Origin of the sequence: Rheinheimera texasensis DSM 17496 (assembly GCF_000711985.1) — a bacterium.
Taxonomy (GTDB): Bacteria; Pseudomonadota; Gammaproteobacteria; order Enterobacterales; family Alteromonadaceae; genus Pararheinheimera; species Pararheinheimera texasensis.
Window position 1 is genome coordinate 16,624 of sequence record NZ_JONU01000007.1, and the last position, 25,883, is coordinate 42,506.

Here is a 25,883-nt window from a genome sequence, read left to right on the forward strand (position 1 = left end):
GCGCGGTGAGAGAAGGAGTGCAAGGATGCTGTGTCTAGTGACCGCAGTCACCAGCCCGGTCGGCCGGAAGGTCGCTGCAGCTTTGCTTGGTGCCGGCTATCAGGTGCTGGGCGTAGCTGACACCGGGGCGCACTCAGCGAACGAGGCTGCCAATCATGTCTTCGACTCCTTTCTGCCGCAACAGCCAGGGCTGCTGTTTTGCGAAACGGATTTATGTTGCCGTAGTGCAGTTATGCAGCTATTCGCGCAGCACCAACCAGATATTGTGCTGCATCTGGGCGGGCGTTCTGGTTTATGTTTTCTTGATAAGAACAATCAGCATTGTGTCGATGCGTCTCAGCGCATGATGCAAAATCTACTGGAAGCTGCGGTGAAATGGCAGAGTCGGCATTATGTGTATACGCAAGCAGTGGCTTTGTATAGCGATTGCTTGAGTGGCAGGGCCCGCCATCAGGCGTCTTTGCATCAGGTTGAAAGTCGCCAGCAATTGTTGGCACACACTTATAGTGCCATGTATCGGCTTTACACCACGGGATTGTGTTTAAGCATGCAAAGCCAGGAATCACAATTGCAGCAGCCTTGCGCGCGCTACTATGGCCGGGAACGTATTCCGCTGGCACTGCAGCTGCTGCGGCTGGTAAAAACCGGGCCGGTTTTTGCCGAACAGGCCAACCCTTATTTTGCGTTGTATCAGGCGGCGGACCACTTTGTAACCCGCTGGGGCGGACGAAAAAAGCGACCAGCCCAGCCGCAAGTGGAGCTGCAAGACCAACAGACGCAGCGCGTCACACAGCATAAATTCAGCCAATAACTGGCATTGACTAAAACAGGTTTGTATCGCGGATGAAAATAGCAATTGCAGGTACCGGGTATGTTGGCTTGTCCAACGCGATTTTACTGGCCCAGCACAATGAAGTGGTCGCCCTGGATATCCTCCAGAGCAAAGTCGACAAACTCAATCAAAAACAATCTCCGATAGTCGACACTGAAATCGAAGATTATCTCGCCAACAAACCGCTGAATTTTCGCGCGACTACCGACAAAACCGACGCCTACAAAGACGCGGCTTTTGTCATTATCGCCACACCAACCGACTATGACCCGGACACCAACAAGTTTGACACCAGCTCGGTCGAATCTGTCATCAGCGACGTGATGGCGATAAACCCAACCGCGGTGATGGTGATTAAATCGACGGTGCCGGTTGGCTACACCAAAAAAGTGAAGCAAAAGCTGTGCTGCAATAACCTGATGTTTTCACCGGAATTTTTACGTGAAGGACGGGCCCTATACGACAACCTGCATCCGTCACGCATTATCGTGGGTGAAAAATCAGCCCGCGCTCAGCAGTTTGCCGACTTGTTAGCCCAGGGCGCTATCAAACAAAATATTCCAACCTTATTGGTCGACAGCACTGAAGCTGAAGCGGTGAAGTTGTTTTCCAACACCTACTTAGCGATGCGGGTGTCGTTTTTTAATGAACTGGACACTTACGCCGAAACGCATGGCTTAAACAGCCGCCAAATTATCGAAGGGGTGGGTTTAGACCCGCGGATTGGCAACCACTACAACAACCCGTCATTTGGTTATGGCGGTTATTGTTTACCCAAAGACACCAAACAATTGCTGCGTAACTTTGACGATGTGCCAAACAACCTGATCCAGGCCATTGTCGACGCCAACACCACGCGCAAAGACCATATCGCTTTTGCCATTTTAAACCGCCAACCCAAAGTGGTGGGTGTGTACCGGCTGATTATGAAAGCAGGGTCCGACAATTTCCGCGCCTCCAGCATCCAGGGCATTATGAAACGCATTAAAGCCAAGGGCGTGGAAGTGATTATTTATGAGCCGGTACTGACCGAAGACAGCTTCTACAACTCCAAGGTCATTCGCGATTTAGCCGAATTTAAGGCAAAAAGCGATGTCATCGTCACCAACCGCATGGTGCCAGAGCTGGATGATGTGAAAGAGAAGATTTACACGCGGGATTTGTTTGGTAGTGATTAAAAAATGCGCACTTTGCAGTGGCCAAATTCACCTGATGTGCTGAACGTATTTGGTGAATGTAGTACGTAACAGGATTTGATTACCAAATGAACGTAGTAAGGATACTGAAGCTATCTGTATTGACATCCCTGATGTCGAAAGGAACAGGGATCCTGTTTCAGATAGCTGCGATCCCATTAGCCCTTGCTGCACTTGGGACTGATGGTTTTGCACTCTTTATGATCTATACAGGATTAACGACCTGGGTTGGCTTGTGCGCAACTGGTGTTGCGCCTAGTTTAACCGCTCGTGTCGCAGGTGGTATTGATGCCAAAACTACCGCACAGTACTACATAAACGCTGTTTTTTTCATCTCGGCAGTTATCTTATGTATTGGCCTGCCCCTGTTTACAGCAGCCCTTGCTGTCATCGATTCGATGGCAGACTCGGTACGTTATGGTGAACTGCTCACGGTCTATCTCTTCGTTGCTCTGTTAATCGTTTCCAGTGTCGTTGATTCGGTCAATGCCGGGCGCAACCAACTTCACGTCACAAATTTGTTCTTCTCGTTGGGCAGTCTATTGAATTTGGCTTTGATGTTTATTGCCACAGATTTGCTTGAAAACAAAAGCCCATTTTTTGTTTTTATCATGAGTCAGACTGGCCTTGTCATCGCCCGAATATTGAACAGTGCCTATCTGTTGAGCAAGCTTGAATGCGATAGGAGTAGCCTGCGGATTGACAAAAATATGGTCAAGGAACTGCGCTCAAACTTTGGTTCTTTTTTCTTTATTCAACTGTCGGTTGCAGTGAGCCAGCAAGCGATAGTGCTTTTTACTTATGGACAATCGAAAGAGTTGTCGGCTGCTCTTAGCGTGATTTATCGTATTTACGCGCTGATTGGCAGTTTGCTTACGATGGTATCGCAACCGCTGTGGCCAATGATTATCAGAGCCAGAACTGCGGGCAATAGTTTGGTACTTAGGCTTTGGTATCAACGCTTGATTGCCTATAACCTTTTTGCATCACTAGTGTTCGGAATCGCTATTTACCTGTTTAGAGAAGGTCTCAATCAATATTGGTTAAAGGGCCAGTTAGTGCTGGCGGATTTGGAATACGCAGCCTTTTTAGCCAATTACCTGCTCATCGCGTTAGGACAAGTCAACATTACCTTCTTGATGGGTTATGAAAAATTTTCACTTATCGCAGCTATGTTATCGATAGAAGCTTTGATTCTGGTAGTTTTACTGGGTCTATATTCGAGTCTTAGCGAACTCTCGGTGACAGGTATTATGACAGTCAGTGCAACCGCATTTTTGCTGACATCCTGTTGGATAGGTTTTATGCATGTCAGGCAGCAATTGAGATCAGCCCATTGAAAACCGTATTAGTGAATTGCTCTGATGACAATTTCCTCAAACAAAGAAATCTCAATAGTCGTTCGGCCAGGCTGTTTGGTGGTTTTGATCAAATCTACAGTTTTTCTACGTCAGATATTGATCCGGCGTTTAGAGCGGAACACGATAAGATCTTGTCGCAGAAACGCGGCGCAGGCTATTGGCTCTGGAAGCCGTATTTTATCAATAAGGTTTATCAGGAATTAAACGAAGGTGACTATCTGTTTTATTGCGATGCAGGCGCTTTGTTTATCAATAACGTCAGACACTTGATCAAGGCACTTGAGCAAACGACGCAAAGCGTAATGCCGTTTGAACTGCCGCTCATCGAATATGAATGGACAGCCGAGAGTGTATTACGTGACTACCGAGCGTTTGAAACCGGTGCCGCCTTTAGTAATCAGATTTGTGCGACCTATTTACTGATTAGAAAGTCGGAGCAAAGCGATTTATTTATCCAGCGCTGGTTTGCAGCATGTCAACGAGCCGACCATATTACCGATGATGTAGTGCTAGGGCCTCTGGCCAAAGCTCATCGCCATGACCAGTCGGTATTGAGTTTGGTTTGTAAAGAATTTGGCTTGCAAACTTTCAAAGATCCGTCTGATTATGGGCGTTTTCCTTGGCGGTATTTTGCCTCTGGTAGGACATTTAGAACTAATAGTCTCAAGCATTTACCTGTTATCGTTTTATCTGTTAGAAAAAGCCAGCCTTTTATATATTTGTTTAAGTATTTTGCTCGGGTTTTTGTTGTTTTCTTTACAAGGCGTAAGCATGAAGTTTAACTTCTATAGTAATAATGATGATGGGCATCGTCGCGAATATGCGGATTTTACTCAAAAATATCTCCATGGAACGAGGGTTTCATTAAGAGACGGTACTCTAAGAAGAGATCCTCTACTTTTTTTAATGGTCGAAGATGACTTTTTCAAATTTTTTATAGTGTCCGTGGTGAGGTCATTGTTTGGTCTAAAAACTTCAGGGCTAACATTTAGAGCTCATTACTGTATCGGCTCACATAGTCCAAAGCATATTGTGAAATTCGCAATGATGAAGTTTTTGAATTTTTTTAGATATACTAACACTATTTCAATTATTCCATTTGAAATTGAACCTCGCTTAAAGGGGTTGTGTCGAAGTAGTTTGTATGATTTTCAGTTTTGGGATTTATCGTATTGCATTTCAAATGCTAATGCTGAAGAAATTGAGCATTTTTACTCAAAATTTCTATCGGTTTCTGCAGGTAAGATTTTGGTTTCTGCTATTGGGAAACAAAACAAGGATAAAGGCGTTGATAGCTTCATTAAACTCTATAACGAAAATGAAAATATCAGAAGTAAGTTCTGTTTTCTAATCGCTGGAAAAATCACTGATGTTGAAGAAGCTGAATTAGATGAATTTGTTCGCAATGGTGGTGTTGCGATTAATCGATATGTAAGTGATGAGGAAATATTCGCAGTATACAAAGCATCTGGTTTTATTTGGTGCGCATACTCACCTAGTTACGATCAATCGTCTGGCGTTCTTGGTAGGGCATTACAGTTCGGTAAAACTCCAATAGTAAGATCAAATTCTGTTGCAGAGAGAATATGTAATTACAATAATATAATTTCCATCCAGAGTGATCATTTTTCTAAAATTGATTTAGTCGGGGGTGAAGCTACCGCCAAACCTGATGGGGTTTTGCTATGTAGCCCTGAATCTTTCAAAAAAATTGCTTTTCACGTTGAATGATCTTATGAAAAAAGAACATTTCATTATAATCCTTTTTTCAATGTACCTACTGCCATTAGCATTTGACTTTAAAGGTGAAGATGATGGCGGCGGAGTATCTCAATTAATTTTGATCCTTATAACATGTTTGAGCTTTTTGCTGCTTCTGTTTTTTTGTTCTAAGCAGGCGACTGTTAATAACATTCCTACATCAGCAAAAACAAGTATAAAAGTGTGGTGGGCTTTCCTATTTTTTACAATTTTGAGCGCGTTTATAAATTCGGTTCCCTTGGCACAGTACTTTAGGGTTGTATTGCCTTTCTTACTGTGTGGGATGTCCATGGTTTTAGTCGCTTTGCTTTACTCAAAAGGAATTCGGTTAAGTATTTTATTTTCATGTTTTTTTGTTTCGGCTATTGCTTCTGTAGTGTGGACCCCGATTTATCAGGTAGGTATCATTGGCGGAGATATCAATTTATTAAGGCATCAAATCGTAGGTCCGTTGCTTCCTTTGGTTTTTGCTTTTGCTTTTTCATATATTTTCAGTAGCGATGGAAATAAACTAAAGGGCGTGCTTCTGATACTGTTTTCGCTTGTTGTAATATCTGTGAGTGTAACAAGGAACTATCTACTTGTGCCGTTTTCGATCTTGTTGTTTTTTATTCTATTTGCGAGGCGGAGCTTTAAATCAACCATCTGGCTCCAATTGCTTGGCTCAGCTAAATATTTGATTGTATTTTCTTTCTTTGCTATCCCACTAGTTGGATATATTAAACCAGGTGTTTTTGACTTTTGGAGCTACAGGCTTTTCGGTTTGACGGATGACTTCGGTTTTGATCCAACTACATATACAAGACTGGCTGAATATACGGCTCAATTTAATATTCTTGTTGAAGATCCTCTGAAATTCCTGACAGGTGCTGGTATGGGGTCTGAGTATTATTGGGACTCTAGTTATTTCTCAGATTTATCACAAATACTGCCTTTGTGGTATTTGGAAGACTTGAGGCCGTGGGTTGCTGGACACTCTTCATGGGTGTATTCATTTTATTCTGCAGGGCTTGTATTTGGTTGTGCTTTGCCATTTGTATATTTTAGGAGTGTAATAGCAAGCTGCCGATTAATTAGTGCGAATATTGTGCCACCATCAAAGAGCTTTGTGTTTTATAATTCCGTTATTTTTGCATATCTTCCCCTTACAGTTATCGCTAATCCATTTGGTTCTCGAATTAGCTCACTAGTGATTGGTGTTTTTTTAATCGTTCCATTGTTGTACGAACAAAATCGAGCGCGAAACGATGAATAGTAATCTGATTATTGTTCAGGCAGTTGTCCCTGACTATCGCGTTGGACTATTTGAAAGTTTGGCGGTTAATTCAGTTGTGAAAATCGTGTGCGGTGAAGAGTACTTTTCTTCGGTTAGTACTTGTGATGATGTTTGGGAGCTAAAATATTTTCTTAGATCTAAGAATTACTATTTCTTAGGCCGAAGAGCGCTTCTACAGGTTTGGCCAAGTTATTCAAAAGATATTTTTACTAGTAACATCAGAGTGGTAGAACTCAATCCCCGTTGTATTACCAGTTGGTTGTCTTTGCTCAGCAGTCGCTTGCTAAAGCGCGGAAAGACGGTGGTGTGGGGTCATCTGTTAAATCGTGCCGGTGAGCAAAAGCGTTTTAGTGCCAGACAGCTCATGCTCAAACTGGCCAACGGTGCTCTGTTTTATACCAAAGGCCAGATGGACGCATTCAGGGCTACTTCCGTCGGTCAATCAACCATTAGTGGTTACGCGCCAAATTCGGTGGTTTATGCCGATCAGGTCACACATTTCAACGAGGCAGGCCGTGACTTTCTCTATGTAGGGCGCTTAGTTGCAGAGAAAAAACCATTGGTGCTGCTCAACGCATTTTTACTGGCTTGTGAACAGGGACTTATTGACTCTCGTTTGCATTTTGTCGGCGCGGGCGATCAGCTGGAAGCGTTGCAGCAAAGACTTGCACAAAGCCCGTTCCGTGATCGTGTCCTATTGCATGGTCACAACAATGATTACGCATTTCTGCGCGAGCTCTATAAAGGCGCGGTTTGCTCAGTTTCGCCAGGTTATGTAGGACTTTCGATCACGCAGTCGTTGTCGTTTGGCCGTCCTATGCTGATCTCTGAACATGAGCCCCATGCGCCGGAAATTGAAGCTTTTATGCCAGGCGTGAATGGACGTTTTTTCCGTACTGACGACGCGGAGGATTTAGCCCGGCATTTAATGGCGTTTTATCTGGAGCGCGATTTTTGGGCGGCGAAGTCTGCTGAACTATCAGCACAGGTTTTAGAAAAATACACCTACGAGGCTATGGCAAGAGGCTATCTGGCATTGATTGAAGAGGTGCGCCTGCATGGCTGAAAAAGTGCTGATGATTGGCCAGTTTCCGCCTCCGGTAACCGGTGAAGGCAAAATGAATTTGCAAGTGCAAGGCATGTTGCAGCAAGCCGGCTTTGAAGTGTCCATTCTAAATAGTTGCATCGTGGACAGTGTCAACGACGTAGGCCAGGTCAACATCGTAAAGTTGTTACGAATGTTTAAATTGCTGTGGCAAGGGCTGTGGCTGCAAATGGGTGTTGGCATTCTTTACATGACACCAGGGCAGACCCTGATGGGGCTGTTACGTTTCTTACCGCTGCTATTGGCAGCGCGATTGTCCAGAAAAAAAATCATTTTGCATTGGCATGGTTATGGTGTGCTCAGTGCCTGTCTCAAATACCCTCGTTTAGCTCGCTGTTATTTGTCGGCTGCGGTTTTAAACATCGTGTTGACTGAGGACCTGCGGTTAAAGCTGCAGCAGCTGGGCTTTGCGGTAGAGCGAGTCAAAGTGCTTGGAAATTTCAGCGAGTTACCAGCGGTGATGCCAGTCCCGCGTGCAGACAGCCAAAAGCTCAAAGTAGTTTTTCTTGGCGGATTAATGCCAGAAAAAGGCGTTGACACCTTTTTGCAATTAGCAGCAAAGACGCAGCAATTTGAATTTGTGTTGTGCGGTGCAGGGAATGAATTCATTACTGCCAGTGCTAAGGCGTTGGCGCAGCGAGGGCTTTTGACATTCCCAGGTCTGATTGATGGTGAAGAAAAACAGCAGTTGCTAAAAGATGCTGATATTTTTGTGTTGCAAACACACCATCCGACAGAGGGGGTTCCGCTGACCATTCTGGAGGCCATGTCCTGTGGTTGTGCAATCGTCACTACCCGGCATAACGGTATTCCAGAAACTGTTGGTGACGCTGCGTTATTTATTGAAGCCAAATCAGTAGATAGTTTACTCGCCGGATTGCAATTGCTGGATGCTGATCGCAATCAACTGAGATTGTTAAAACACAAAGCGTTTGAGAGAAGTCAAAATTTTTCAGCTGCGTCATTCAGGGAAGAATTGGTAAGGTTATTCAGGATTTAATCAGAGGTCGCCGTGAAATTTCTACTCTACAGCATCAACCACGCTCCGGAATTGACCGGGATTGGTAAATACAATGGTGAGATGGTGCAGGCGCTTGCGCAGCAAGGGATTGACTGTCTGGTGGTGACAGCGCCGCCGTATTATCCGGAGTGGCAAGTGCATGCCGGTTTTAGCAATGCTTACTGCACGGAACAACAAGGTAAGGTGCGGGTGCTGCGTAATCCGCTGTATGTGCCAAACAAAGTCACAACATTAAAGCGTTTAGTGCACCTCGCCAGCTTTGCGCTCAGTTCTTTTGGCCGTTTGCTCACGTTACTGCGCGAAAAACCCGATGTGGTGATGCTGGTGCAGCCTACTTTATTCTGCGCGCCCGGTGCCTTGATTTATAGCCTTTTGACCGGCGCCAAAACCGTTTTGCATATCCAGGATTTTGAGGTCGACGCGATGTTCGGCCTCGGTATGGCTGGCAAGGACAGTCTGGCACCAACGCCTGATGCTCCTTCGCAGCCATCGGCGAAAAAACGCCTGATTCTGGGTATTGAGCGCTGGTTGATGAACCGCTTTGACAAAGTGTCGTCGATTTCGCACAGCATGCTGGCCAAAGCCAGTCAGAAGGGCGTCGCGAAGGACAAATTGCTGTTTTTCCCAAATTGGTCAGATACAGGTTTTGTTAATCCGGCGGTGGATAGCAGCGCGTTACGGGCGCAGTGGGGTTATGCCTGCGACGATAAAATAGTGCTGTATTCCGGCAATATCGGCCAAAAACAAGGGCTTGAGATTGTGCTGGACGCAGCAGCGGCACTGGCCGACCAGCCGCAGGTGAAGTTTGTCATTATCGGCAATGGCGCTTATCGCGACACTCTTGCCTTAGAGGCCGCCCGCCGGGGGTTAACCAACGTTGAATTTAAGCCGCTGCAGGCCTGGGAGTTAGTCCCGCAAATTCTGGTGATGACCGACGTGCATTTAGTAGTGCAGAAAAAAGGCGTGGCTGATGCCGTGTTACCGTCAAAGCTGACCAATATTCTGGCCGCTGGCGGCCATGCACTGGTCACTGCAGAGCAAGACACTGAACTGGGCGAGCTGGCCCGGCGTGTGCCCGGCATTTATCACTGCATTGAACCGGAAGACAGCAATGCTTTTATCAACGGTCTGCGCCAGTGTCTGGCACAAGATACCCGCAGTACCAATACCATCGCACGGCAATATGCCGTCGACCATATCAATAGTGAGCAGGTGCTTAGCCGCTTCGCTCAAGACCTTGTCGAATTAGTCAGTAAGGAATTTATACGATGACGCAAAAAGTTGCCTTAATTACCGGTGTCACCGGCCAGGACGGCTCTTATCTGGCAGAGTTTCTGCTGGAAAAAGGTTATATCGTGCACGGCATTAAACGCCGCGCGTCTTCATTTAATACCCAGCGCGTGGACCACATTTACCAGGACCCGCACATCGAAAACAAAAACTTTATTTTGCACTACGGTGATTTGACCGATTCGTCAAATTTGACCCGTATTTTGCAGCAAGTACAGCCGGACGAAGTGTACAACTTAGGCGCGCAATCGCATGTGGCGGTGTCGTTTGAAAGCCCGGAATACACTGCTGATGTCGATGCGATGGGGACTCTGCGTTTACTCGAAGCGATTCGTTTGCTGGGTCTTGAGAAGAAAACCCGTTTTTATCAGGCGTCTACCTCGGAACTTTATGGTTTAGTGCAGGAAATTCCGCAAAAAGAAACTACGCCGTTTTATCCGCGTTCGCCTTATGCCGTGGCCAAGCTCTATGCCTACTGGATCACGGTGAACTACCGCGAATCTTATGGCATGTATGCCTGTAACGGCATTTTGTTTAACCACGAATCGCCACGCCGTGGCGAAACTTTCGTGACCCGTAAAATTACCCGCGCTATTGCCAATATCGCTTATGGCCTGGAGCCGTGCCTTTATCTTGGCAATATGGACGCGCTGCGCGACTGGGGCCATGCCAAAGACTATGTGCGGATGCAGTGGCTGATGCTGCAGCAGGACCATGCCGAAGATTTTGTTATTGCCACCGGCAAACAAATTTCAGTGCGTGAATTTGTCCGGATGACTGCGCAGCAAGCCGGCATCACACTGGCGTTTAGCGGTGAAGGCGTCAATGAAATTGCCACAGTGACGGCAGTAGACAGCACGCTGGCGCCGAAAGTGAAAGTCGGTGATGTCATCGTCAAAGTTGACCCACGTTATTTCCGCCCGGCGGAAGTGGAAACGTTGCTCGGTGACCCGACCAAAGCCAAACAAAAGCTCGGTTGGGTGCCGGAAATTACCGTCGAAGAGATGTGCGCCGAGATGGTGGCACACGACCTGAACAAGGCCAAACAACACGCCTTGTTAAAACAACATGGTTATGACGTCAGCGTGTCGCTGGAATAATAGCGTTTAACATTGGCGCGACGCCGTTTTTTGCATGGCGCGGCCAGCTGCAAAAGCTGGCCCGATGGAACAGAACATGACAGTGAAGAAAAACCGAATTTTTGTTGCCGGTCACAACGGCATGGTGGGGTCTGCCATTGTGCGGCAATTGCAGCAAAACCCGCACAATGAGCTGGTGCTGCGTAGCCGCCGAGAGCTGGATTTAACTTCGCAGGCGCAGGTCAGCGCTTTTTTTGCCGCAGAACAAATCGATCAGGTGTATCTGGCGGCCGCAAAAGTGGGTGGTATTGTCGCCAACAACACGTATCCGGCGGATTTTATCTACGAAAACCTGATGATCCAGTGCAACATCATCCACAGCGCCCATCAGGCCGGTGTGCAAAAGTTGTTGTTCCTCGGTTCCAGCTGTATTTACCCTAAGCTGGCGGAACAACCTATGACAGAGCAGGCGCTGCTTACCGGCACGCTGGAGCCAACCAACGAGCCTTATGCCGTGGCAAAAATCGCCGGGATTAAGCTGTGTGAAAGCTACAACCGCCAGTTTGGCCGCGATTACCGCTCAGTGATGCCAACCAACCTGTACGGGCCGAATGACAATTTCCACCCGCAAAACAGCCATGTGATCCCAGCGCTGTTACGGCGTTTCCACGAAGCCAAACTGGCTGGCGCAGAAGAAGTAGTGGCCTGGGGCAGTGGCAAACCGATGCGCGAGTTCCTGCATGTCGATGATATGGCAGCGGCCAGCGTATTTGTGATGGATCTGGATGGTGAGGTTTATCAGCAGCATACCGAAGCCATGCTAAGCCACATTAACGTCGGTACCGGTGTCGATTGTACTATCCGCGAGCTGGTGGAGACGGTGGCAAAAGTGGTGGGTTACCAGGGCCGTATTGCCTTTGATGCCAGTAAGCCCGACGGTGCACCGCGCAAGCTGATGGACGTCAGCCGGCTGGCGGCGCTCGGCTGGAAAGCCGGTACTTCGCTGGAACAAGGCCTTGCCAGCACTTACCAGTGGTTTTTGGCCAATCAGGATTCATTCCGGGCCTGACGGAGGCGCTGATGTTTTTATCCGATAGCGTTTTTAGCACTGTCATCGACGCGACGCCGCTGGTGTCGCTCGATTTGATTGTGCGAAATGGCGCGGGCCAGATTTTACTGGGAGAGCGGATGAACCGGCCGGCGCAGGGATATTGGTTTGTGCCCGGTGGCCGGATCCGCAAAATGGAAAGCCTGAGCAGCGCCTTTGAGCGCCTGACCCGGGAAGAGCTTGGCATCGGCTTTGCGCTGGCGGATGCACAGTTGCTGCGGCCTTTTGACCATTTTTACAGTGATTCTGTGTTTGGCGAGAGCCCGTCGACGCATTATGTCGCCATCGCCTACGAGCTGGCGGTTGGTGATCGGCTCAACGATTTACAGGCGTTGCCGCAGCAACAACATGGCCGCTATCGCTGGTTCAGCGCTGCTGAGTTGTTGGCTGACGCGCGGGTGCATCCGCATACCAAAGCATATCTGGGCTGACTGATGGATATGCTCTGATGCCAGGCGCAGCGCCGCAGTCTGCACTCAGCCCGACGGTGAGTCAGGCCATTCATCGCTTGCGGGTGCCATTGCTCCTCGCGGTGTTGATGTTACACACCTTGCCACTGCTGCGGCTTTCGCAATCATCGTTGTGGCTGGTGCTGGAACAAACCCTGCGCGTGGCGCGGCCGTTATTTTTCTTCTGCGCCGCTTATCTGCTGTTCCGACACTGGCAAACCGGCTGGCGGGCTTACCAACAACTGGCACAGCACCGGCTATTGCGGCTTGGTCTTCCGCTGTTGGTGTGGGGGCTGTTGCTGTTTTGCGCCTATAACCTGCTGTTGCGATTTGGCCCGGCGCATTGGGTGAATAATCCTGCGGGTGCTAAAGCAGATTCAGTGGCCGAGTTTATCGCTTTGATTATTGGCATTGAGCGCAATCCGCTGGCTTATCAGTTCTGGTTTATACGCGATTTATTATTCCTGACCTTGCTGGCACCGCTGTTTTACTTGCTATGGTGCTTGCTGCGGCTGACTTTTGCGTTGGTGTTGATTGCCTTATTTCTGTTCCAGCAATGGCCGTGGTTTCAGCCGGCGTTGGTATCAGTGGTGTTTTTCGGTCTGGGCGCTGTGGCCGCGCTGGAAGGTGTTAGCCTGAAACTACCGGAACTTAGTTATCGCTGGGGCTTGTTGCTTTGGTTTGGTTTGATTGGATGTTCGGTACTAGCTGCAGCTTTTGCGGTACCTGTTGATTTGTCATGGGCACGGCCTGTGTCGATTTTAGTGGGGACGCTTTGCGTCTGGAACCTGGCTCTGCGCATCGCCGGTACTACAGAGCAGTCCCCCGGCGCCTCGGCAGGCGTGCGCAGTGACACAGTGTTTTTTGTCTTTGCGGCGCATGAACCATTGTTGACGCTGGCGGGCAAGTACTGGTATCAACTGGTGCAACAACCTGCCTGGGATATCCTGCTGATGAGCCTGCCGTTTGTGCTGTTTTATCTGTTATGTCACGTTTACCGCTTGTTGGTGCGGCCAGTGCCGCTGCTCAATCTGCTGCTGGTAGGTCGGCGCTGATGGCGCTCTGGCAAGACCGCCGCTTATGGGCATTGTTTGCCAATGCAGCTTATGCCTTGTCGTCTTTTGTGCTGGGTTATCTGTTATTGCTGCAGGGTAGCCAAGAGCAGTATGGGGCTTTTGCGTTTTATCTGTTGTTTCAGGCTTTTGGTTATAGCCTCATCAATGCGCTGTTTGGCGCGCCTTTGTTGATCGCCGCACGCGACGGTACTGTTGCTGCTGGCGGACTCAACCCGATGTTACGACTGGCGCTGCTACTGGCGCTGCTTGGTGCTGCAGTGCAGGCCTTATTGCTTTTGCAGCAAGGCATTGCCGCCGATGTCATCGTGCTGCTGGCGCTCAGTGCTGCATTGTTGCTGCTGCGCTGGTTTTGCCGCTGTGTACAGCAAAATGACGCGCCGGAGCAGGTGATGCTGGCAGATCTCAGTTTTAGCCTGGTGGCGTTGCCGGGCGCGGCGCTGCTGTGGCAGCAAGGCTTAGTATCGTTGTGGAGCCTGAGTCAGTTGCTGTTGCTGGCTGCAATAGTGAGTTTGTTGCCCGCCGGGCGGCTGCTTTGGACTGTGATCCAGACAGAACCAGATGGGCGTTTATGGTCTGCCGGGTACGCGCAGCAAGGCAAACCGGCGCTCGCAGGCGTTGTCACCGTCGAAGTTACTGCCAATTTTCATCAATATGTGTTGATACTGCTGCAGGGTGCGGCGGCTTTGGCGCCTGTCGCTGCGGCTGGGTTGTTTTTGCGCCCGATGACTTTAGTGCAAAGCAGTCTGGCGCAGATCGAGCGGCCGCGGCTGGCGCGGGCTGTTGCCGCAGCGGATTGGCCTGGTTTACAGCGGATCTGGCGCTCGTTTCTTTGGCTTAGTGCCTGGGCTTATTTGCTGAATCTGCTGGCGATACTGATATTGTTATGGCTGGCACCAGCATGGCTGTGGCCGGATTTGCTGACCTTGCCACATTTTATTGCTTGTGGTGGTTTTGTCGCGCTGGCAGCGTTATTGCGCAGTCTACGGGGGCCGGCTAGCACTTTGTTACAAGCCTTTGATCAATTTCATTTTTTAGCCAGCGTAACCTGGCGCGCCAGTCTGGCTACTGTACCTTTGGTACTGCTTGGCCTTTATGCTGGTGGGATTTATGGCGCTCTGCTGGCCATGTTGCTGGGGGAGTGTGTAGTCGCTATTCCGATCCTCCGGCAATGCCAGCAAACGTTACAGACGCAGGCTGGCTTTTCCGGCAGATAAGGGTCGGACTTCAGCCATAGTTTTATGATAATGTTGATGCAATTCAAGGTGTTTGCCTGAGAACAGACAAATCAAAAGGGGCAGGTGTGAAAGGTGTTCTGGTCTATCGCTGTTTTCTGCTACAGCAACGGGTCTCGCGTGTCGTCAGCAGCCTGCTGATGCGCGGTTATGGCTGGTTGTGGGGGCTGGAGTTTCAGGGACCTGCTTGTTTCTATGGTCTGGCACGGTTCGTCCGGCATCCGCAGGGCCGCATTCTGCTGGGCAGTGATTTAGTGTTTCGCTCTGCGCCGTCCTCAAACACTATTGGGCTGAACCGTCGTTGTTTTTTCAGTGCAACCGCAGGCGCGACGCTGCAAGTCGGTGATGGTTGTGGCTTCAGCGGTACTGTGATTGCTGCGCAGCAACAGATCACGCTGGGCAATGGCGTGATGTGCGGTGCTAATGTGACTATTACCGATGCCGACCGGCATCCGCTGGACGCTTTAGCGCGCCAGCGCGGTGAGCCGGGGGCCTGTGCGCCGGTGGTAATTGGTGATCAGGTTTGGCTTGGCATGAATGTGGTGGTGCTCAAAGGGGTCACTATTGGTGCAGGCGCAGTGATTGCCGCCAATTCGGTGGTGGTCAGCGACATCCCGCCGGGCTGTCTGGCCGGCGGGCAGCCGGCAAAAGTGCTGAGGATGTTATGACACGCCGCATTGCTGTTTTACTGACTTGTCATAATCGCAAGGCGAAGACTTTGTCTTGCCTCGCTTCGTTGTTTGCGCAGCAATTTACTGATCTGAGCCTGGACGTCTGGCTGGTTGACGATGGCTGTACCGATGGCACCGCTGAGGCTGTGCGGGCTCAGTTTCCTAAGGTTCAGCTTATCAGCGGCTCCGGGCATTTATTCTGGAACGGTGGGATGCGCTTATGTTGGCAACGGGCGATCCCAACCCAGCCAGATTTTTATTTGTGGCTGAATGACGATGTGACGCTGTTGCCGGACGCTGTGAGCCGGCTGGTGGCTTGTGCTGACCAGCAACATCAGACCGGGAGTCAGGTCGGGGCAGTGGTTGGAACCATGCAGGACCCGCAGTCGCAGCGGCTCAGTTATGGTGGGCGCTGTGCACGTTATCCCTGGTTACCGCTGGCGATTGGCGCGGTAGTGGTACCGCAACAACAAGCGTTAAGCTGTGATTACGTCAACGGCAACTTATGTCTGGTGCCGGCCGCTGCGGTAGAGAAAATCGGCATTTTGTCAGAGCGTTTCACCCACAGCATGGGCGATTTCGATTACAGCATCCGGCTGCGCCGGGCCGGTTTACAACTGTGGATAGCGCCCGGTTTGTTTGGTGCCTGTGAGTTAAATCCGGTAAAAGGTTCAATTAAAGACCCAGCCATCCCACTATCGGTCCGGGTCGGTTGGATGCACAAACCGACCAAATGCCCACCATTGTCGGAATGGTTATTTTTTATTCGCGAACACGGCGGTCCTTTGTGGCCTTTATTGTATTTCAAAGCAGTGATGGGGCGGCGATTTCCACGCTTATGGCTGCTGCTTAATCAGCATAAGGCCTGAGCCATGCCGGGTCTCAAGGGAAACCTGTAATGCGATATCTGAGCCTGCGAAAGTTTTTGCACCGCTGCCGGATTGTGCTGGATCTGTTAGTCAGTATTTTCCTGTTGATCCTGCTAAGCATCTGGGCAACCCGTTATTTGTTGGTCGGCGATCCGGTTGTTGCTCAGATTGAGCAACTGTTTGGTACCGATAAGGCGATGCATCTGTTGCTGGGTTTTTTCCTGCCGTTGTGTGTAGGCTGGTTGTTGCGGATCTATCGTCGCCGCAGACTGACACAAGCTGGCTGTTTTCTGCTGGTGGCAGTAGCCTACGCGGCGGATGAATGGTTTCAGTCGACGCTGAGTTATCGTTCAGCATCTTTAGATGATTTTCTGATGTCTGTCACCGGTCTTCTGTTGGCGGTTGCAGTTTGGTATTCGTTGTTGAGCCTGACTTCGCCGGTGTACCAGGACTGAGTCAGCCCGGTTGAGTGTCAGCGTCAGATGTGCGGCACAGGTTGTTCGCTGCAGGCAGCATGAAGAAGTAGGCAAACAAAAAAGGAGCCATCAAGGCTCCTTTTTTTATTGTCGGTTTAATTATGCTTTGCGACGACGCAGCATCAGACCAAGCGCTGCCAGACCGAACAGGCCGACAGTGGCAGGTGCTGAAACCGGAGCAGAGACGAATTCCAGACTGACGTTGTCCAGTAAACCGCCTTTACCGTTACCATTTGCCGCTGCATTGGCATTATAGAGCTTGTCGCCTAAACCACCGAAACCCAACACCATTTGGTTGGCAGAAGCGACCAGCGTTACTTTGTACTGCGTCCAGGCTTTGTCGTTACCGGCTTGTGCATCGTAATCGACTTTGCTGATGTAGCTGGCCTGATTCAGTAAACCTGCGTTTGGTTTCCAGTAAACGCCTAAGCCGTTATCATCTGCTGCGGTGGTGCGTGAACGGTACCAGAAAGACAGTTCGTAAGTGGCGCCAACCTGCAGACCAGTTAATTGCTGGAAAATACCAGAGTTACTGTTGCCAGGTGTGCTGTAGTTAAAGTGAGTGTCCAACTCCAGATAGCGGCTGCCATCCTGAGCATTAAAACCTAAGGTGTTGTTGAACTGCGTCTCTACACCTGGGCCGTAAAACACTGTCCAGCCTGGTAAAGACGCTGATACAGCCCAGCTGTAGCCTTTGCCCAGCGTGCCGTAATCGTCGAATGAATTGATTGGTTTGTTTTGTGCGTTGCCGTTATAGACAATTGCAGAATCCGGATTGCTTTCAAAGCTGCCGTTAGTGACTAAAGTTGCGCTTGCCTGACCTGCGGCCAGTGCCGCGACTACGATTAATGCTTTATACATTTGATTGCTCACTCCGGACACTCCTGTGACAGATTTAAATCTCACTACTTATTGTCTAGGCAATTAACATGCCATAGGTGATAAGTCATTGATTTAGTGGATTTTAATTCCTGGTAAAATCAGGTACATGTAAACAAAACTGACAAAGGCGTGATGTTTCACTTCAGACTGCCAGAAACACATACACACTACAATATTATAGCGGTCTGATACGCGGAAAAATATGTTTATATTTGTGAAATTTTTTAATCTGTTGCGCTGAGTAGTGTCGACAACGCCCCCCAACGCCACATTTTTGCTTTGTGATGTGACGAACTTTCCTGTGATAACCAGATATTTTGCGTGTCATCCAGACAAACCGCCTCAAGCTGACCACCAGTCGGGATCTGCACTGAGGTGATTAACTGATACTTAGCGTCCAAAACAGCGATAAATGGTGCAAAGTCGCCACTCAGCATAAACGTCAGCGGGTTGAGGCGGAAATTTTCATAGCCGGCGACGACAAAGACCTGCTGCTGCGCAGAATAGGCGACGTCAGTGATCACTCCGGGCAAAGCACTGGTTACGCCGACTTGCGCTAATGTGCTGGCTTTTGCGTTGGTATCAACGGCGTATACGCGGCTTTGTAGCCCGATCCAGTTTTTTGAAAAAATCAGCAGAGAATCGCCGGTACTGACTAAAGCCTCGGCATCCAGTTCATGTTGATAAAACGACGGCTTTGTCATTGGCGCTTGCGGATAACGTAACTCAAGCCTGTCCACCATCAACTCTTTGATCTGACCTTGAGGTATCGGCGCGTGGTATAAGTCCAATGTCGCCCGTTGGCCACTATTATTGCCGATATCTGCAATCCACAGCCGGCCCTGATGCAGTGCGAGTGCTTCCCAATCCTGATTGCGGCCGTTGGTTGCATACCTGTTGATGATTCGGCCTGAGGCATCGAGCTGATACACAGTCGCCGCATTGCCTGAATCGTTGATAGTCAGAAACTGGTTGTTTCTGAGGCAGGCTAATCCGGACGTCTCTGCAATTTCCGTACTGAGCTGTTGTTCTGGGGCCTGATCATCGGTTGCCCGTGGTGCTTTATTGTCCGGTTGCTGGCTGCAACTGCAAACCAAAAAACCACACAGCAGGAGAGGTAACAGCTGAAATTTCTGCATCTGTTGGCGGCCATCTGTGGCGAAGGGGATTTGACTGATATCATAACATTGTCACAGTTTAGCGAAAGTCTGTGGTTATTTGATCGCAATATGGGCCTGGGCCCAATCGGTGCCGAACAGGTAAGTTTCGGTTGGCAAGCTGTTGTTTTCAGGGGTAGAATCGCACAGTGACGTCTCGATACAACTTATTCATGGAAGATAGCGTGCCGAAAAAGTCCAGTCATTTTGAGTCTGCAGATAACGGCTTCGCCTTTATACACCGCTTGTTAGATATCACGATTTACATCGCAGTCTTATTGCTCTGCTGTCAGTTGTACGGTGTGCCTTTTGATAAAAACTACCTGATATTGTTGCTGGCGCACATTGCCGGCGCTTCATACATCGCTGAAGCCTTGCAGCTTTACCGTCCCTGGCGCATCAATCAGTTCAGATACATGTTATGGCAGGTCTGCCTGCTGCTGGCGATTTGCTTTGCCGGCATGCTCAGTGTGTTGTTTCTCTTTAAGGTCAGTGAGACCTTCTCCCGGGTCGTGGTCGTTGCCTGGTACAGCAGTTCTGCATTATTGATGTTGAGCTGGCGGCTGGTGTTTCGCACTGTTCGCAAAATTCAGGTCGAACATGGTGTTAATTTACAACGGATGGCGATTGTGGGTTTGACACCTCGCGGCATTCAGCTGTACCACGAAATCAAGCAACATCCTGAGCTTGGCTTTGAATGCATTGGCTTTTTTGACGACCGTGAGATGGAACGTTTTCCGGCTGAGTATCGCGGATTGTTGCTCGGTAACGTTACTGAATCCGTCATGACTGCACAATCTGGGGTGATTTCCCGTCTTTACATCGCATTACCGTTACATGCGGATAAACGCATCCAGCAAATTGTGGAGCAACTCGGCGACACAACACTAAATGTGTACCTGGTGCCAGATTTCCTGCTGATGAGCATGATGCATGGCCGTCTGAGTAGTGTCGGTGAAATCGACACCATTTCCGTCTTCGAGTCGCCGCATTATGGTGTGCAGAACTATATAAAACGCACCTTTGATATCGCCTTCAGCCTGTTTGCCCTGTTATTGCTTGCACCACTAATGATTGTGATTGCCATAGCCATCAAACTGACTTCAAAAGGCCCGGTGTTTTTTGTGCAGGATCGTTATGGTCTGGATGGTAAGAAAATCGGCGTGTTTAAGTTCCGTACCATGAAAGTCATGGAGAATTCTGATACGGTAGTGCAGGCCAGTCGCAATGACCCGCGAGTGACAGTTTTAGGCGCGATGTTACGCCGGACGTCGCTGGATGAACTGCCACAGTTTTTAAATGTGTTGCTGGGGCAGATGTCAGTCGTAGGGCCAAGGCCACATGCGGTCGCACACAATGAGCAATATCGCAGTCAGGTGTCGTTTTATATGCTGCGACACAAAGTAAAACCCGGCATTACCGGCTGGGCGCAAGTAAATGGCTGGCGTGGTGAAACGGACACGCTGGATAAAATGGAAAAGCGTGTTGAATATGATCTGTATTACATCCGTAATTGGTCGTTGTGGTTTGATATCAAGATAATTTTCAAAACAGTATTTAAGGGATTTAGTGGTCAGCATGTGTATTAAAACAGTGGTAGGTCGTAAAACTGGGTTTCATCTGAACTGTGTTGCTTTAGTCCTGGTATCGGGTCTGGTACAGGCGCAGGAGCAGGAAGGGGTGATTCGGACTGAGTCCGGTATTGATTTCATTCCATCGCTGCAGGCGGAGCTGAAACATGATGACAACGTGGTCAGGGATGCAAATGCCACAATTTCCAGCTGGGTTTCCACATTAGCCCCGACACTGAAAGCCAATCTCATTGATGGCCCGAATAGTTATAGTTTTGCCGCAGCGGCGAAAAACGCCGTGTATTTTGACAGCAGTGCCGACAATTTTACCGATGGCTATTTGGATGCCGAAGCGAAGTTGTCTCCAGCCAGTTCGCATAATCTGAAACTGAAAGCGAACAACAGCTGGTTGCATGAAGACCGTGGCACCGGGATTTCGGAAGGTCGTGGCAACCTGCAAGCTGAGGAAACACGCTTTAATGCGCAAACGCTGAACGCAGAGTACGAATACGGCAGTTCCGGTTCCATCGGTAAACTGCGCGCCAATACGCGTTTTTACAACAAAGACTACAAAAACTTCCGCGATCTGACGCAATACCGTGATTTTGATTCGCGGCAAATTGGCGGTGGTTTTGTTTATCAGACGCCTGGCGCCTTCAAGCTGGTGGCGGAACTCTCAACCGCTGACATCAATTTTAAAACAGAAGATTTATCCGGTTCACGCAATAACACTGATAACAACTATCGGTTAGGTGCAGAATGGGACATCTCCGCACTGACGACCGGTATTCTGAAGCTCGGTTATCAAAATAAAGATTTTGATCTGGCAGCGCGGGAAAAGTTTAATGGTTTCTCCTGGGAGGCCATAGTGCAGTGGTTACCGCTGACCTATTCCGGTTTTGATTTTTCCACTGGCCGTCGGGCGAAAGACATAGACGCACTGAATATTAACTCTGACTATATCCTTGAAACGACCTATGCCATCGGCTGGAATCATCAATGGTCAGAGCAATTAACCAGTAAGCTGGCGTATGAGTATCAAACCGACGAGTACAACCGCGTCATACAGGCCAATTCGGTGCTGGGGCGTGAGGATACCCGCAAAATTATTACCGGTGAGCTGGAGATGAAGCCGCTGCGCTGGTTAACTTTGAAAGGTTTTGTCAATCTGGAAGACCGGTCATCCACGTTGGGAGTGATCGTTTATGACCGGACTGTGTACGGTTTGAATGTACAAATGACGCTGTAAAGGAAACTGATGTTGATGAGATATCTGAGCTTAGTGTTAGTGTTGATGTTCAGTCTGGCTGCATTCGCGCAGCAGGCTGAACCTGTCGCGGCAGAGGGCGCTGACAACTACGTTTTAGGCCCGGGGGATGCGATCCGCATTAAAATTTTCGGTGAACCAGAATTAGATTTGGATGTTCAGCTGACGGATAGCGGTACGTTAAACTATCCGTTTTTGGGTACGGTGAAAGCAACCGGGATGACATTAAAGCAGCTGGAACAGCGGATTTATGACGGCCTTAAAGGCGATTATTTCGTTGAACCCAATGTTTTTGTTGGCATGGTGCAATACCGGCCATTTTATATTCATGGTGAAGTGAAAAAGCCAGGTGGTTACCCTTACCAACCGGGGATGACCATTGATCAGGCAGTTGCTCTTGCGGGAGGGCTGACCGAGCGTGCATCGAAAGAGAAAATCTTTGTTGCCCGTGAAGGAGACAAGGCAAATAAGCTGGCGGCAGATCTGAACAGCAAAATCCGCGCTGGCGACACTGTGACTATTGAACAGAGATTTTTCTGATGACAATCACCCCAGAGCAAACTCAGGCCTCCGCTGAGGAAGTAATTGATTTACGTAAATATTTTAATGTTATTAGTCGGGCGAAATGGCGCATTTTAGCTCTGGCAGTTTTAGTGTCAGCACTGACAGTATTTGTCGTGCTGAATATGAAACCGGTTTACAGTTCAAAAGCGACGTTGCTGATTGAAGCGCAGCAAGCCAAAGCCGTGAAGATAGAGGAAGTGTACGGGATCAATTCGGGCCAGCAGGAATATTACCTGACCCAATTTGAGATCCTCAAATCGCGCAGCATCGCCGAGACTGTGATCGACAAACTGCAGCTGGCTAAACATCCGGAATTTATCGCAAAACCGGGCCTGCGCGACAGTATTCAGCAGTTGATGCCTTTTCTTGCCAATAATCGCGAAAAAGTGTCAGCAGAAGTCCAGCAGTTACGCGATCGGGAGCGCTTAGTCTCCGCCTTTGTTGAGCGCCTGTCGATTGAACCTGTGCGTAAAACCCAGCTGGTGAATATTGTTTACGAAGCCAATGACCCGCAATTAGCCGCCGATGTTGCAAATGCGATTGGTGAAGCCTACATCGACAGCCAGTTGTCGGCCAAAATGGGCATTACCCAAAAAGCCAATGACTGGTTAGGTGGCCGCTTGGGCGAATTGCGCTTACAGCTGGATGCGTCAGAAAAGGCCCTGCAGGAATTCCGGTTACGTGAGGGCCTGGTTGATGTTGCCGGCGTCCGTAGTCTCGGCAGCCAGGAATTAGAACGCCTCGGTGCTGAAATCACGCTGATGCGCAGTAAAAAAGCCCAAATTGATGGTTTTGTCCGGGCGGTCCGCCAATTTGGTGCCAAGGACATGAGCCGGCTCGAAACCTTACCCGAAATTACTGCGCATCCGGGTGTGCAGCAAGTGAAAGCTGAAGTCATTTCCGCAGAGCGCAAGGTGTCAGAACTGAGCAAGTTTTATGGCCCCAAGCATCCGAAGTTAATTTCAGCACGCTCAGAACTGACCACTATCCAGCAAAATCTGCATGAGCAAATTCAGAAACTAATCAATGGTATCTCGGAAGAAGCCAATACCGTCAGTCAAAATCTGGCGGCGCTCGAAGCTGAGATGCAACGCTCGAAAGGTCAGTATCAGGATTTAAGTGGTAAAGAGGCGGAGTATCAGCGTTTGGCCCGTGAAGTAGAAACGAACCGGCAGCTGTTTGATACCTTTATGGCACGGCAAAAAGAAACCGAAGTGACCGGTAACTTTAACTCTGCTGTGGCACGTTTTACTGATTTAGCGGTTGCGTCGGTAGACCCGATTAAGCCGAATAAAAAGTTAATTGTGGTGCTGGCTTTTGTCGCTGCGGTCGGTTTTGGGGTGATCGTCGCATTTGTCATGGAATCGCTGAACGACACAATCAAAACAACACGTGAAGTCGAGGCTATCCTGCAGCAACGCTCGTTGGGCATAGTGCCAAAAATCGTTGGCAAAAAACCTATGGCTGAAATGAACCGGGTGTTTTTCGCTGAAGACGCCCGTCAGTTCTCTGAGTCGGTTCGCTCTGTGCGCACCAGCTTGTCATTGCTTGGTTTAGACCGGCCTTTGCAGGTGTTGATGGTGACATCTTCTATCCCGGAAGAAGGGAAATCGACGGTTGCCAGCAACCTGGCATTTGCCTTTAAACAGCTGGAATCTGTGCTGCTTATTGATGCGGATATGCGCAAACCGACTATCGCCAAGCGCTTTGGTGTGCCGTCATTTCAACCAGGCCTGGCCAACTATCTGACCGGGACCGAAAACTTGGATGATTGTATTGTCACCGACGAGCAATCAGGCATCGATATCCTGCCAGCTGGCTCTATTCCATTAAATCCACTGGAGTTACTATCGGGAAATAAGTTGCCGGAATTGCTGGAACAGCTGCGTGGCCGTTACCAGAAAATCATTATCGATACGCCGCCGGTGCAGGCGGTCAGTGACGCGTTGGTTGTATCCACTCAGGTCGATGGTGCTGTGATGGTCGTGCGTGCCGACCAAACCCGTTCTGGTTTGATCCAATTGTCATTAGCGAAGTTGGTCAATGCGCACGCCAGGGTCGTAGGTGTGGTGTTAAATGATCTTGATTTAAAACTTGCCGAGCGTTATTACGGTAACTTTGGTTATTACCGTTATTACGCGGAAAACACGGACAAGGAATGATTGATCTGCATTGTCACATATTGCCCGGTCTGGATGACGGCGCAGCTACTGCGGAAGAAACGCTCGCGCTGCTGCGATTAGCAGTGGCCGACGGCATCAGCCGGATGGTGGCTACGCCGCATATCAATCCCGGGTATTTTGACAACAAGCCGCAAACAATTCAGGCGGCGCTGCAGGATGTCAGACAGCTGATTGCGGCCCATCAGTTACCAATCGAAATCTCAGCTGCCGCCGAAGTACGTTTGACAGACCAGCTGATGCCGGCGCTGGAAATGGGTTTATTACCTTTTCTCGGCGTCTGGCAAGGCCAAAAAGTGTTATTACTGGAATTACCGCACAGCCATGTCCCGGCTGGCACCGACAAATTACTGAAATGGCTGGCACGGCATGATGTCATCGCGATGATTGCCCACCCAGAGCGTAATCGTGACATTCAGGCCAATTTCCAGTGTCTTGCACCGCTTAAGCGCGCCGGTTGCCTGTTTCAGCTAACCGGTAGTTCTTTGCTTGGGGATCTGGGCGCGCGGCATCAGCAATGTGCTGAATATATGGTCGCGCAGCGGCTGTTTCATGTCGTCGCGAGCGATTGCCACAATGTCGATCGGCGGCCGCCGAAACTGAGTGCTGCTGTACAACGTTTGACCGCTTTGGCCGATGAGCAATATGCCGTCGAACTGTCGGTACATAACCCGGAACTTATCACTCAATCACTGCGTTTTAAGGACGTGGCATGAACCGCTTGCTGTTGCGCCGTGGCTTGATCCTCAGTGGGTTGTGCATGCTCTTGGCCCTGATGTGGCCTGTGATCAAATCCGGTGTGGCCAGCTTTTATTATTTTCCGGCGGCTTATGCTGTAGAGCAATGGCAACAATCATCCGGTAAACCAGAAGCTGCGCAACTACAAAGTGCGCAGGAACAAATCAGTGCTGCGCTGCACTGGCAACCACAGAATCCACACTATCAGCTGATGGCAGCAAAAATCGCCGAATGGGCCTGGTTTAGCGGTCAGCTGTCGACAGAAATCATCAGCAGAAATGAACAAATCTATCAGCATGCTATCGCTCAGCGCCCCAGTTGGGCGGTGGCTTATGCCGATTACGGCTATTTTCTGGCGACTGTGCAACTGCGGCTGGCGGACGCGTGGGGGCAGCTGCAGCTGGCTGAGCAACATGGTGCATATCTGCCCGAAGTACACGAAAAGATTTTATTAGTCGCGTTTTCAAATTGGCATGCATTGAGTGTGGCGCAAAAGGCAGCTGTGTTTGCCCGGGTCGCGGCCGCTATGGGCGGGCCCTTGCAAAACAATACGGTGCGATTGATTAAGCAATATCAGCTGGAGCGCCAGCAATGTATTTATCTGCGAAAAAAGCTGGCTGCTCAAAGCATCTGGACAGATGTGCAGCGCCAGTTGTGTCCTGCCAACTGACCATCCTGGATACTTGAAAGGTACAAGGTTTGACAGGCAACCAGGCTTTCGA

25 protein-coding genes are annotated in these 25,883 nt (G+C 49.4%); 23 read left to right on the forward strand and 2 right to left on the reverse strand.

The genetic code is table 11. From position 1 onward, the window contains the following. Positions 1-25: 25 nt before the first annotated feature. From Q399_RS0100175 to Q399_RS0100255, 17 genes are all read left to right on the forward strand, one after another. Entirely contained in the window at positions 26-811 is a 786-nt protein-coding gene (locus tag Q399_RS0100175) for an NAD-dependent epimerase/dehydratase family protein (RefSeq protein ID WP_031564209.1), read from the forward strand. 32 nt (positions 812-843) lie between these two features. Continuing rightward, positions 844-2,010, forward strand: coding sequence for a nucleotide sugar dehydrogenase (locus Q399_RS0100180; protein ID WP_031564211.1), 1,167 nt, complete (start codon positions 844-846; stop codon positions 2,008-2,010). A gap of 131 nt (positions 2,011-2,141) precedes the next feature. Further along, positions 2,142-3,368 carry an MATE family efflux transporter gene (locus Q399_RS0100185; protein ID WP_157836191.1) on the forward strand — a complete coding sequence of 409 codons (1,227 nt, stop codon included), beginning with the start codon at positions 2,142-2,144 and terminating at the stop codon, positions 3,366-3,368. Continuing rightward, a complete protein-coding gene (locus Q399_RS0100190) occupies positions 3,365-4,171 on the forward strand; it encodes a hypothetical protein (RefSeq protein ID WP_051685630.1) in 807 nt (268 codons plus the stop codon). Before Q399_RS0100185 ends, Q399_RS0100190 begins: the two co-directional genes overlap by 4 nt. Further along, the gene (locus Q399_RS0100195; protein ID WP_051685631.1) at positions 4,161-5,120 is read left to right on the forward strand and encodes a glycosyltransferase family protein; all 960 of its coding nucleotides are present in this window, start codon (positions 4,161-4,163) and stop codon (positions 5,118-5,120) included. The genes Q399_RS0100190 and Q399_RS0100195 overlap by 11 nt, the downstream gene beginning before the upstream one ends. Positions 5,121-5,124: 4 nt before the next feature. After that, positions 5,125-6,405 (forward strand): hypothetical protein, encoded by a 1,281-nt coding sequence (locus Q399_RS0100200; protein WP_157836192.1) that lies wholly within the window; start codon positions 5,125-5,127, stop codon positions 6,403-6,405. Further along, positions 6,398-7,492 carry a glycosyltransferase gene (locus tag Q399_RS0100205; protein ID WP_084164026.1) on the forward strand — a complete coding sequence of 365 codons (1,095 nt, stop codon included), beginning with the start codon at positions 6,398-6,400 and terminating at the stop codon, positions 7,490-7,492. The genes Q399_RS0100200 and Q399_RS0100205 overlap by 8 nt, the downstream gene beginning before the upstream one ends. Next, positions 7,485-8,531 carry a glycosyltransferase family 4 protein gene (locus Q399_RS0100210; RefSeq protein WP_031564223.1) on the forward strand — a complete coding sequence of 349 codons (1,047 nt, stop codon included), beginning with the start codon at positions 7,485-7,487 and terminating at the stop codon, positions 8,529-8,531. Before Q399_RS0100205 ends, Q399_RS0100210 begins: the two co-directional genes overlap by 8 nt. A 12-nt stretch (positions 8,532-8,543) precedes the next feature. Then, positions 8,544-9,824, forward strand: a complete 1,281-nt coding sequence (locus tag Q399_RS0100215) for a WcaI family glycosyltransferase (protein WP_031564224.1) — start codon at positions 8,544-8,546, stop codon at positions 9,822-9,824. Beyond that, positions 9,821-10,942, forward strand: a complete 1,122-nt coding sequence (gene gmd, locus Q399_RS0100220) for a GDP-mannose 4,6-dehydratase (protein WP_031564226.1) — start codon at positions 9,821-9,823, stop codon at positions 10,940-10,942. The genes Q399_RS0100215 and gmd overlap by 4 nt, the downstream gene beginning before the upstream one ends. A 76-nt stretch (positions 10,943-11,018) precedes the next feature. Continuing rightward, the gene (gene fcl / locus Q399_RS0100225) at positions 11,019-11,990 is read left to right on the forward strand and encodes a GDP-L-fucose synthase (RefSeq protein ID WP_031564227.1); all 972 of its coding nucleotides are present in this window, start codon (positions 11,019-11,021) and stop codon (positions 11,988-11,990) included. A gap of 11 nt (positions 11,991-12,001) precedes the next feature. After that, on the forward strand, positions 12,002-12,460 hold the full coding sequence (locus Q399_RS0100230; protein WP_031564228.1) for a GDP-mannose mannosyl hydrolase: 459 nt from the start codon (positions 12,002-12,004) through the stop codon (positions 12,458-12,460). Positions 12,461-12,477: 17 nt separating this feature from the next. Next, entirely contained in the window at positions 12,478-13,533 is a 1,056-nt protein-coding gene (locus Q399_RS0100235) for an acyltransferase family protein (RefSeq protein ID WP_031564229.1), read from the forward strand. Next, positions 13,533-14,768 carry a hypothetical protein gene (locus Q399_RS0100240; RefSeq protein WP_031564232.1) on the forward strand — a complete coding sequence of 412 codons (1,236 nt, stop codon included), beginning with the start codon at positions 13,533-13,535 and terminating at the stop codon, positions 14,766-14,768. The genes Q399_RS0100235 and Q399_RS0100240 overlap by 1 nt, the downstream gene beginning before the upstream one ends. 86 nt (positions 14,769-14,854) lie before the next feature. Continuing rightward, entirely contained in the window at positions 14,855-15,454 is a 600-nt protein-coding gene (locus Q399_RS0100245) for an acyltransferase (RefSeq protein WP_051685632.1), read from the forward strand. Continuing rightward, positions 15,451-16,326: a glycosyltransferase family 2 protein gene (locus Q399_RS20920; RefSeq protein WP_037045426.1), complete on the forward strand. Its 876-nt coding sequence runs from the start codon at positions 15,451-15,453 to the stop codon at positions 16,324-16,326. Before Q399_RS0100245 ends, Q399_RS20920 begins: the two co-directional genes overlap by 4 nt. A gap of 29 nt (positions 16,327-16,355) precedes the next feature. After that, positions 16,356-16,781, forward strand: coding sequence for a VanZ family protein (locus tag Q399_RS0100255; RefSeq protein WP_031564237.1), 426 nt, complete (start codon positions 16,356-16,358; stop codon positions 16,779-16,781). Positions 16,782-16,901: 120 nt separating this feature from the next. Here the strand turns inward: Q399_RS0100255 and Q399_RS0100265 are convergent, their stop codons facing one another. Then, on the reverse strand, positions 16,902-17,663 hold the full coding sequence (locus Q399_RS0100265; protein WP_031564239.1) for a PEP-CTERM sorting domain-containing protein: 762 nt from the start codon (positions 17,661-17,663) through the stop codon (positions 16,902-16,904). A gap of 245 nt (positions 17,664-17,908) precedes the next feature. Continuing rightward, positions 17,909-18,823 (reverse strand): hypothetical protein, encoded by a 915-nt coding sequence (locus tag Q399_RS0100270; RefSeq protein WP_031564243.1) that lies wholly within the window; start codon positions 18,821-18,823, stop codon positions 17,909-17,911. Between the two features lie 203 nt (positions 18,824-19,026). Here Q399_RS0100270 and Q399_RS0100280 point away from each other — a divergent pair, with 203 nt between their 5' ends. The 6 genes from Q399_RS0100280 to Q399_RS0100305 are packed head-to-tail and all read left to right on the forward strand — an operon-like array spanning position 19,027 to position 25,831. Next, complete coding sequence (locus Q399_RS0100280) at positions 19,027-20,430, forward strand: undecaprenyl-phosphate glucose phosphotransferase (RefSeq protein WP_245612793.1); 1,404 nt, start codon at positions 19,027-19,029, stop codon at positions 20,428-20,430. Beyond that, positions 20,420-21,661 (forward strand): outer membrane beta-barrel protein, encoded by a 1,242-nt coding sequence (locus Q399_RS0100285; protein WP_031564248.1) that lies wholly within the window; start codon positions 20,420-20,422, stop codon positions 21,659-21,661. Before Q399_RS0100280 ends, Q399_RS0100285 begins: the two co-directional genes overlap by 11 nt. Positions 21,662-21,670: 9 nt before the next feature. After that, positions 21,671-22,219, forward strand: a complete 549-nt coding sequence (locus tag Q399_RS0100290) for a polysaccharide biosynthesis/export family protein (protein ID WP_031564249.1) — start codon at positions 21,671-21,673, stop codon at positions 22,217-22,219. Further along, entirely contained in the window at positions 22,219-24,405 is a 2,187-nt protein-coding gene (locus Q399_RS0100295) for a GumC family protein (protein WP_031564252.1), read from the forward strand. Before Q399_RS0100290 ends, Q399_RS0100295 begins: the two co-directional genes overlap by 1 nt. Beyond that, positions 24,402-25,139: a tyrosine-protein phosphatase gene (locus Q399_RS0100300; protein WP_031564254.1), complete on the forward strand. Its 738-nt coding sequence runs from the start codon at positions 24,402-24,404 to the stop codon at positions 25,137-25,139. The genes Q399_RS0100295 and Q399_RS0100300 overlap by 4 nt, the downstream gene beginning before the upstream one ends. Next, positions 25,136-25,831: a hypothetical protein gene (locus Q399_RS0100305; RefSeq protein WP_031564256.1), complete on the forward strand. Its 696-nt coding sequence runs from the start codon at positions 25,136-25,138 to the stop codon at positions 25,829-25,831. Before Q399_RS0100300 ends, Q399_RS0100305 begins: the two co-directional genes overlap by 4 nt. Positions 25,832-25,883 lie beyond the last annotated feature (52 nt).

What these genes read in the sequence shown, in the direction of transcription:
- gmd (WP_031564226.1), top strand. Translation starts at nt 9,821, where the DNA reads ATGACGCAAAAAGTTGCCTTAATTACCGGTGTCACCGGCCAGGACGGC.
- Q399_RS0100235 (WP_031564229.1), top strand. Translation starts at nt 12,478, where the DNA reads ATGCCAGGCGCAGCGCCGCAGTCTGCACTCAGCCCGACGGTGAGTCAG.
- Q399_RS20920 (WP_037045426.1), top strand. Translation starts at nt 15,451, where the DNA reads ATGACACGCCGCATTGCTGTTTTACTGACTTGTCATAATCGCAAGGCG.
- Q399_RS0100240 (WP_031564232.1), top strand. Translation starts at nt 13,533, where the DNA reads ATGGCGCTCTGGCAAGACCGCCGCTTATGGGCATTGTTTGCCAATGCA.
- fcl (WP_031564227.1), top strand. Translation starts at nt 11,019, where the DNA reads ATGACAGTGAAGAAAAACCGAATTTTTGTTGCCGGTCACAACGGCATG.
- Q399_RS0100285 (WP_031564248.1), top strand. Translation starts at nt 20,420, where the DNA reads ATGTGTATTAAAACAGTGGTAGGTCGTAAAACTGGGTTTCATCTGAAC.
- Q399_RS0100210 (WP_031564223.1), top strand. Translation starts at nt 7,485, where the DNA reads ATGGCTGAAAAAGTGCTGATGATTGGCCAGTTTCCGCCTCCGGTAACC.
- Q399_RS0100290 (WP_031564249.1), top strand. Translation starts at nt 21,671, where the DNA reads ATGTTGATGAGATATCTGAGCTTAGTGTTAGTGTTGATGTTCAGTCTG.
- Q399_RS0100175 (WP_031564209.1), top strand. Translation starts at nt 26, where the DNA reads ATGCTGTGTCTAGTGACCGCAGTCACCAGCCCGGTCGGCCGGAAGGTC.
- Q399_RS0100205 (WP_084164026.1), top strand. Translation starts at nt 6,398, where the DNA reads ATGAATAGTAATCTGATTATTGTTCAGGCAGTTGTCCCTGACTATCGC.
- Q399_RS0100265 (WP_031564239.1), bottom strand. Translation starts at nt 17,663, where the DNA reads ATGTATAAAGCATTAATCGTAGTCGCGGCACTGGCCGCAGGTCAGGCA.
- Q399_RS0100185 (WP_157836191.1), top strand. Translation starts at nt 2,142, where the DNA reads ATGTCGAAAGGAACAGGGATCCTGTTTCAGATAGCTGCGATCCCATTA.
- Q399_RS0100200 (WP_157836192.1), top strand. Translation starts at nt 5,125, where the DNA reads ATGAAAAAAGAACATTTCATTATAATCCTTTTTTCAATGTACCTACTG.
- Q399_RS0100300 (WP_031564254.1), top strand. Translation starts at nt 24,402, where the DNA reads ATGATTGATCTGCATTGTCACATATTGCCCGGTCTGGATGACGGCGCA.
- Q399_RS0100255 (WP_031564237.1), top strand. Translation starts at nt 16,356, where the DNA reads ATGCGATATCTGAGCCTGCGAAAGTTTTTGCACCGCTGCCGGATTGTG.
- Q399_RS0100230 (WP_031564228.1), top strand. Translation starts at nt 12,002, where the DNA reads ATGTTTTTATCCGATAGCGTTTTTAGCACTGTCATCGACGCGACGCCG.
- Q399_RS0100180 (WP_031564211.1), top strand. Translation starts at nt 844, where the DNA reads ATGAAAATAGCAATTGCAGGTACCGGGTATGTTGGCTTGTCCAACGCG.
- Q399_RS0100195 (WP_051685631.1), top strand. Translation starts at nt 4,161, where the DNA reads ATGAAGTTTAACTTCTATAGTAATAATGATGATGGGCATCGTCGCGAA.
- Q399_RS0100305 (WP_031564256.1), top strand. Translation starts at nt 25,136, where the DNA reads ATGAACCGCTTGCTGTTGCGCCGTGGCTTGATCCTCAGTGGGTTGTGC.
- Q399_RS0100270 (WP_031564243.1), bottom strand. Translation starts at nt 18,823, where the DNA reads ATGCAGAAATTTCAGCTGTTACCTCTCCTGCTGTGTGGTTTTTTGGTT.
- Q399_RS0100295 (WP_031564252.1), top strand. Translation starts at nt 22,219, where the DNA reads ATGACAATCACCCCAGAGCAAACTCAGGCCTCCGCTGAGGAAGTAATT.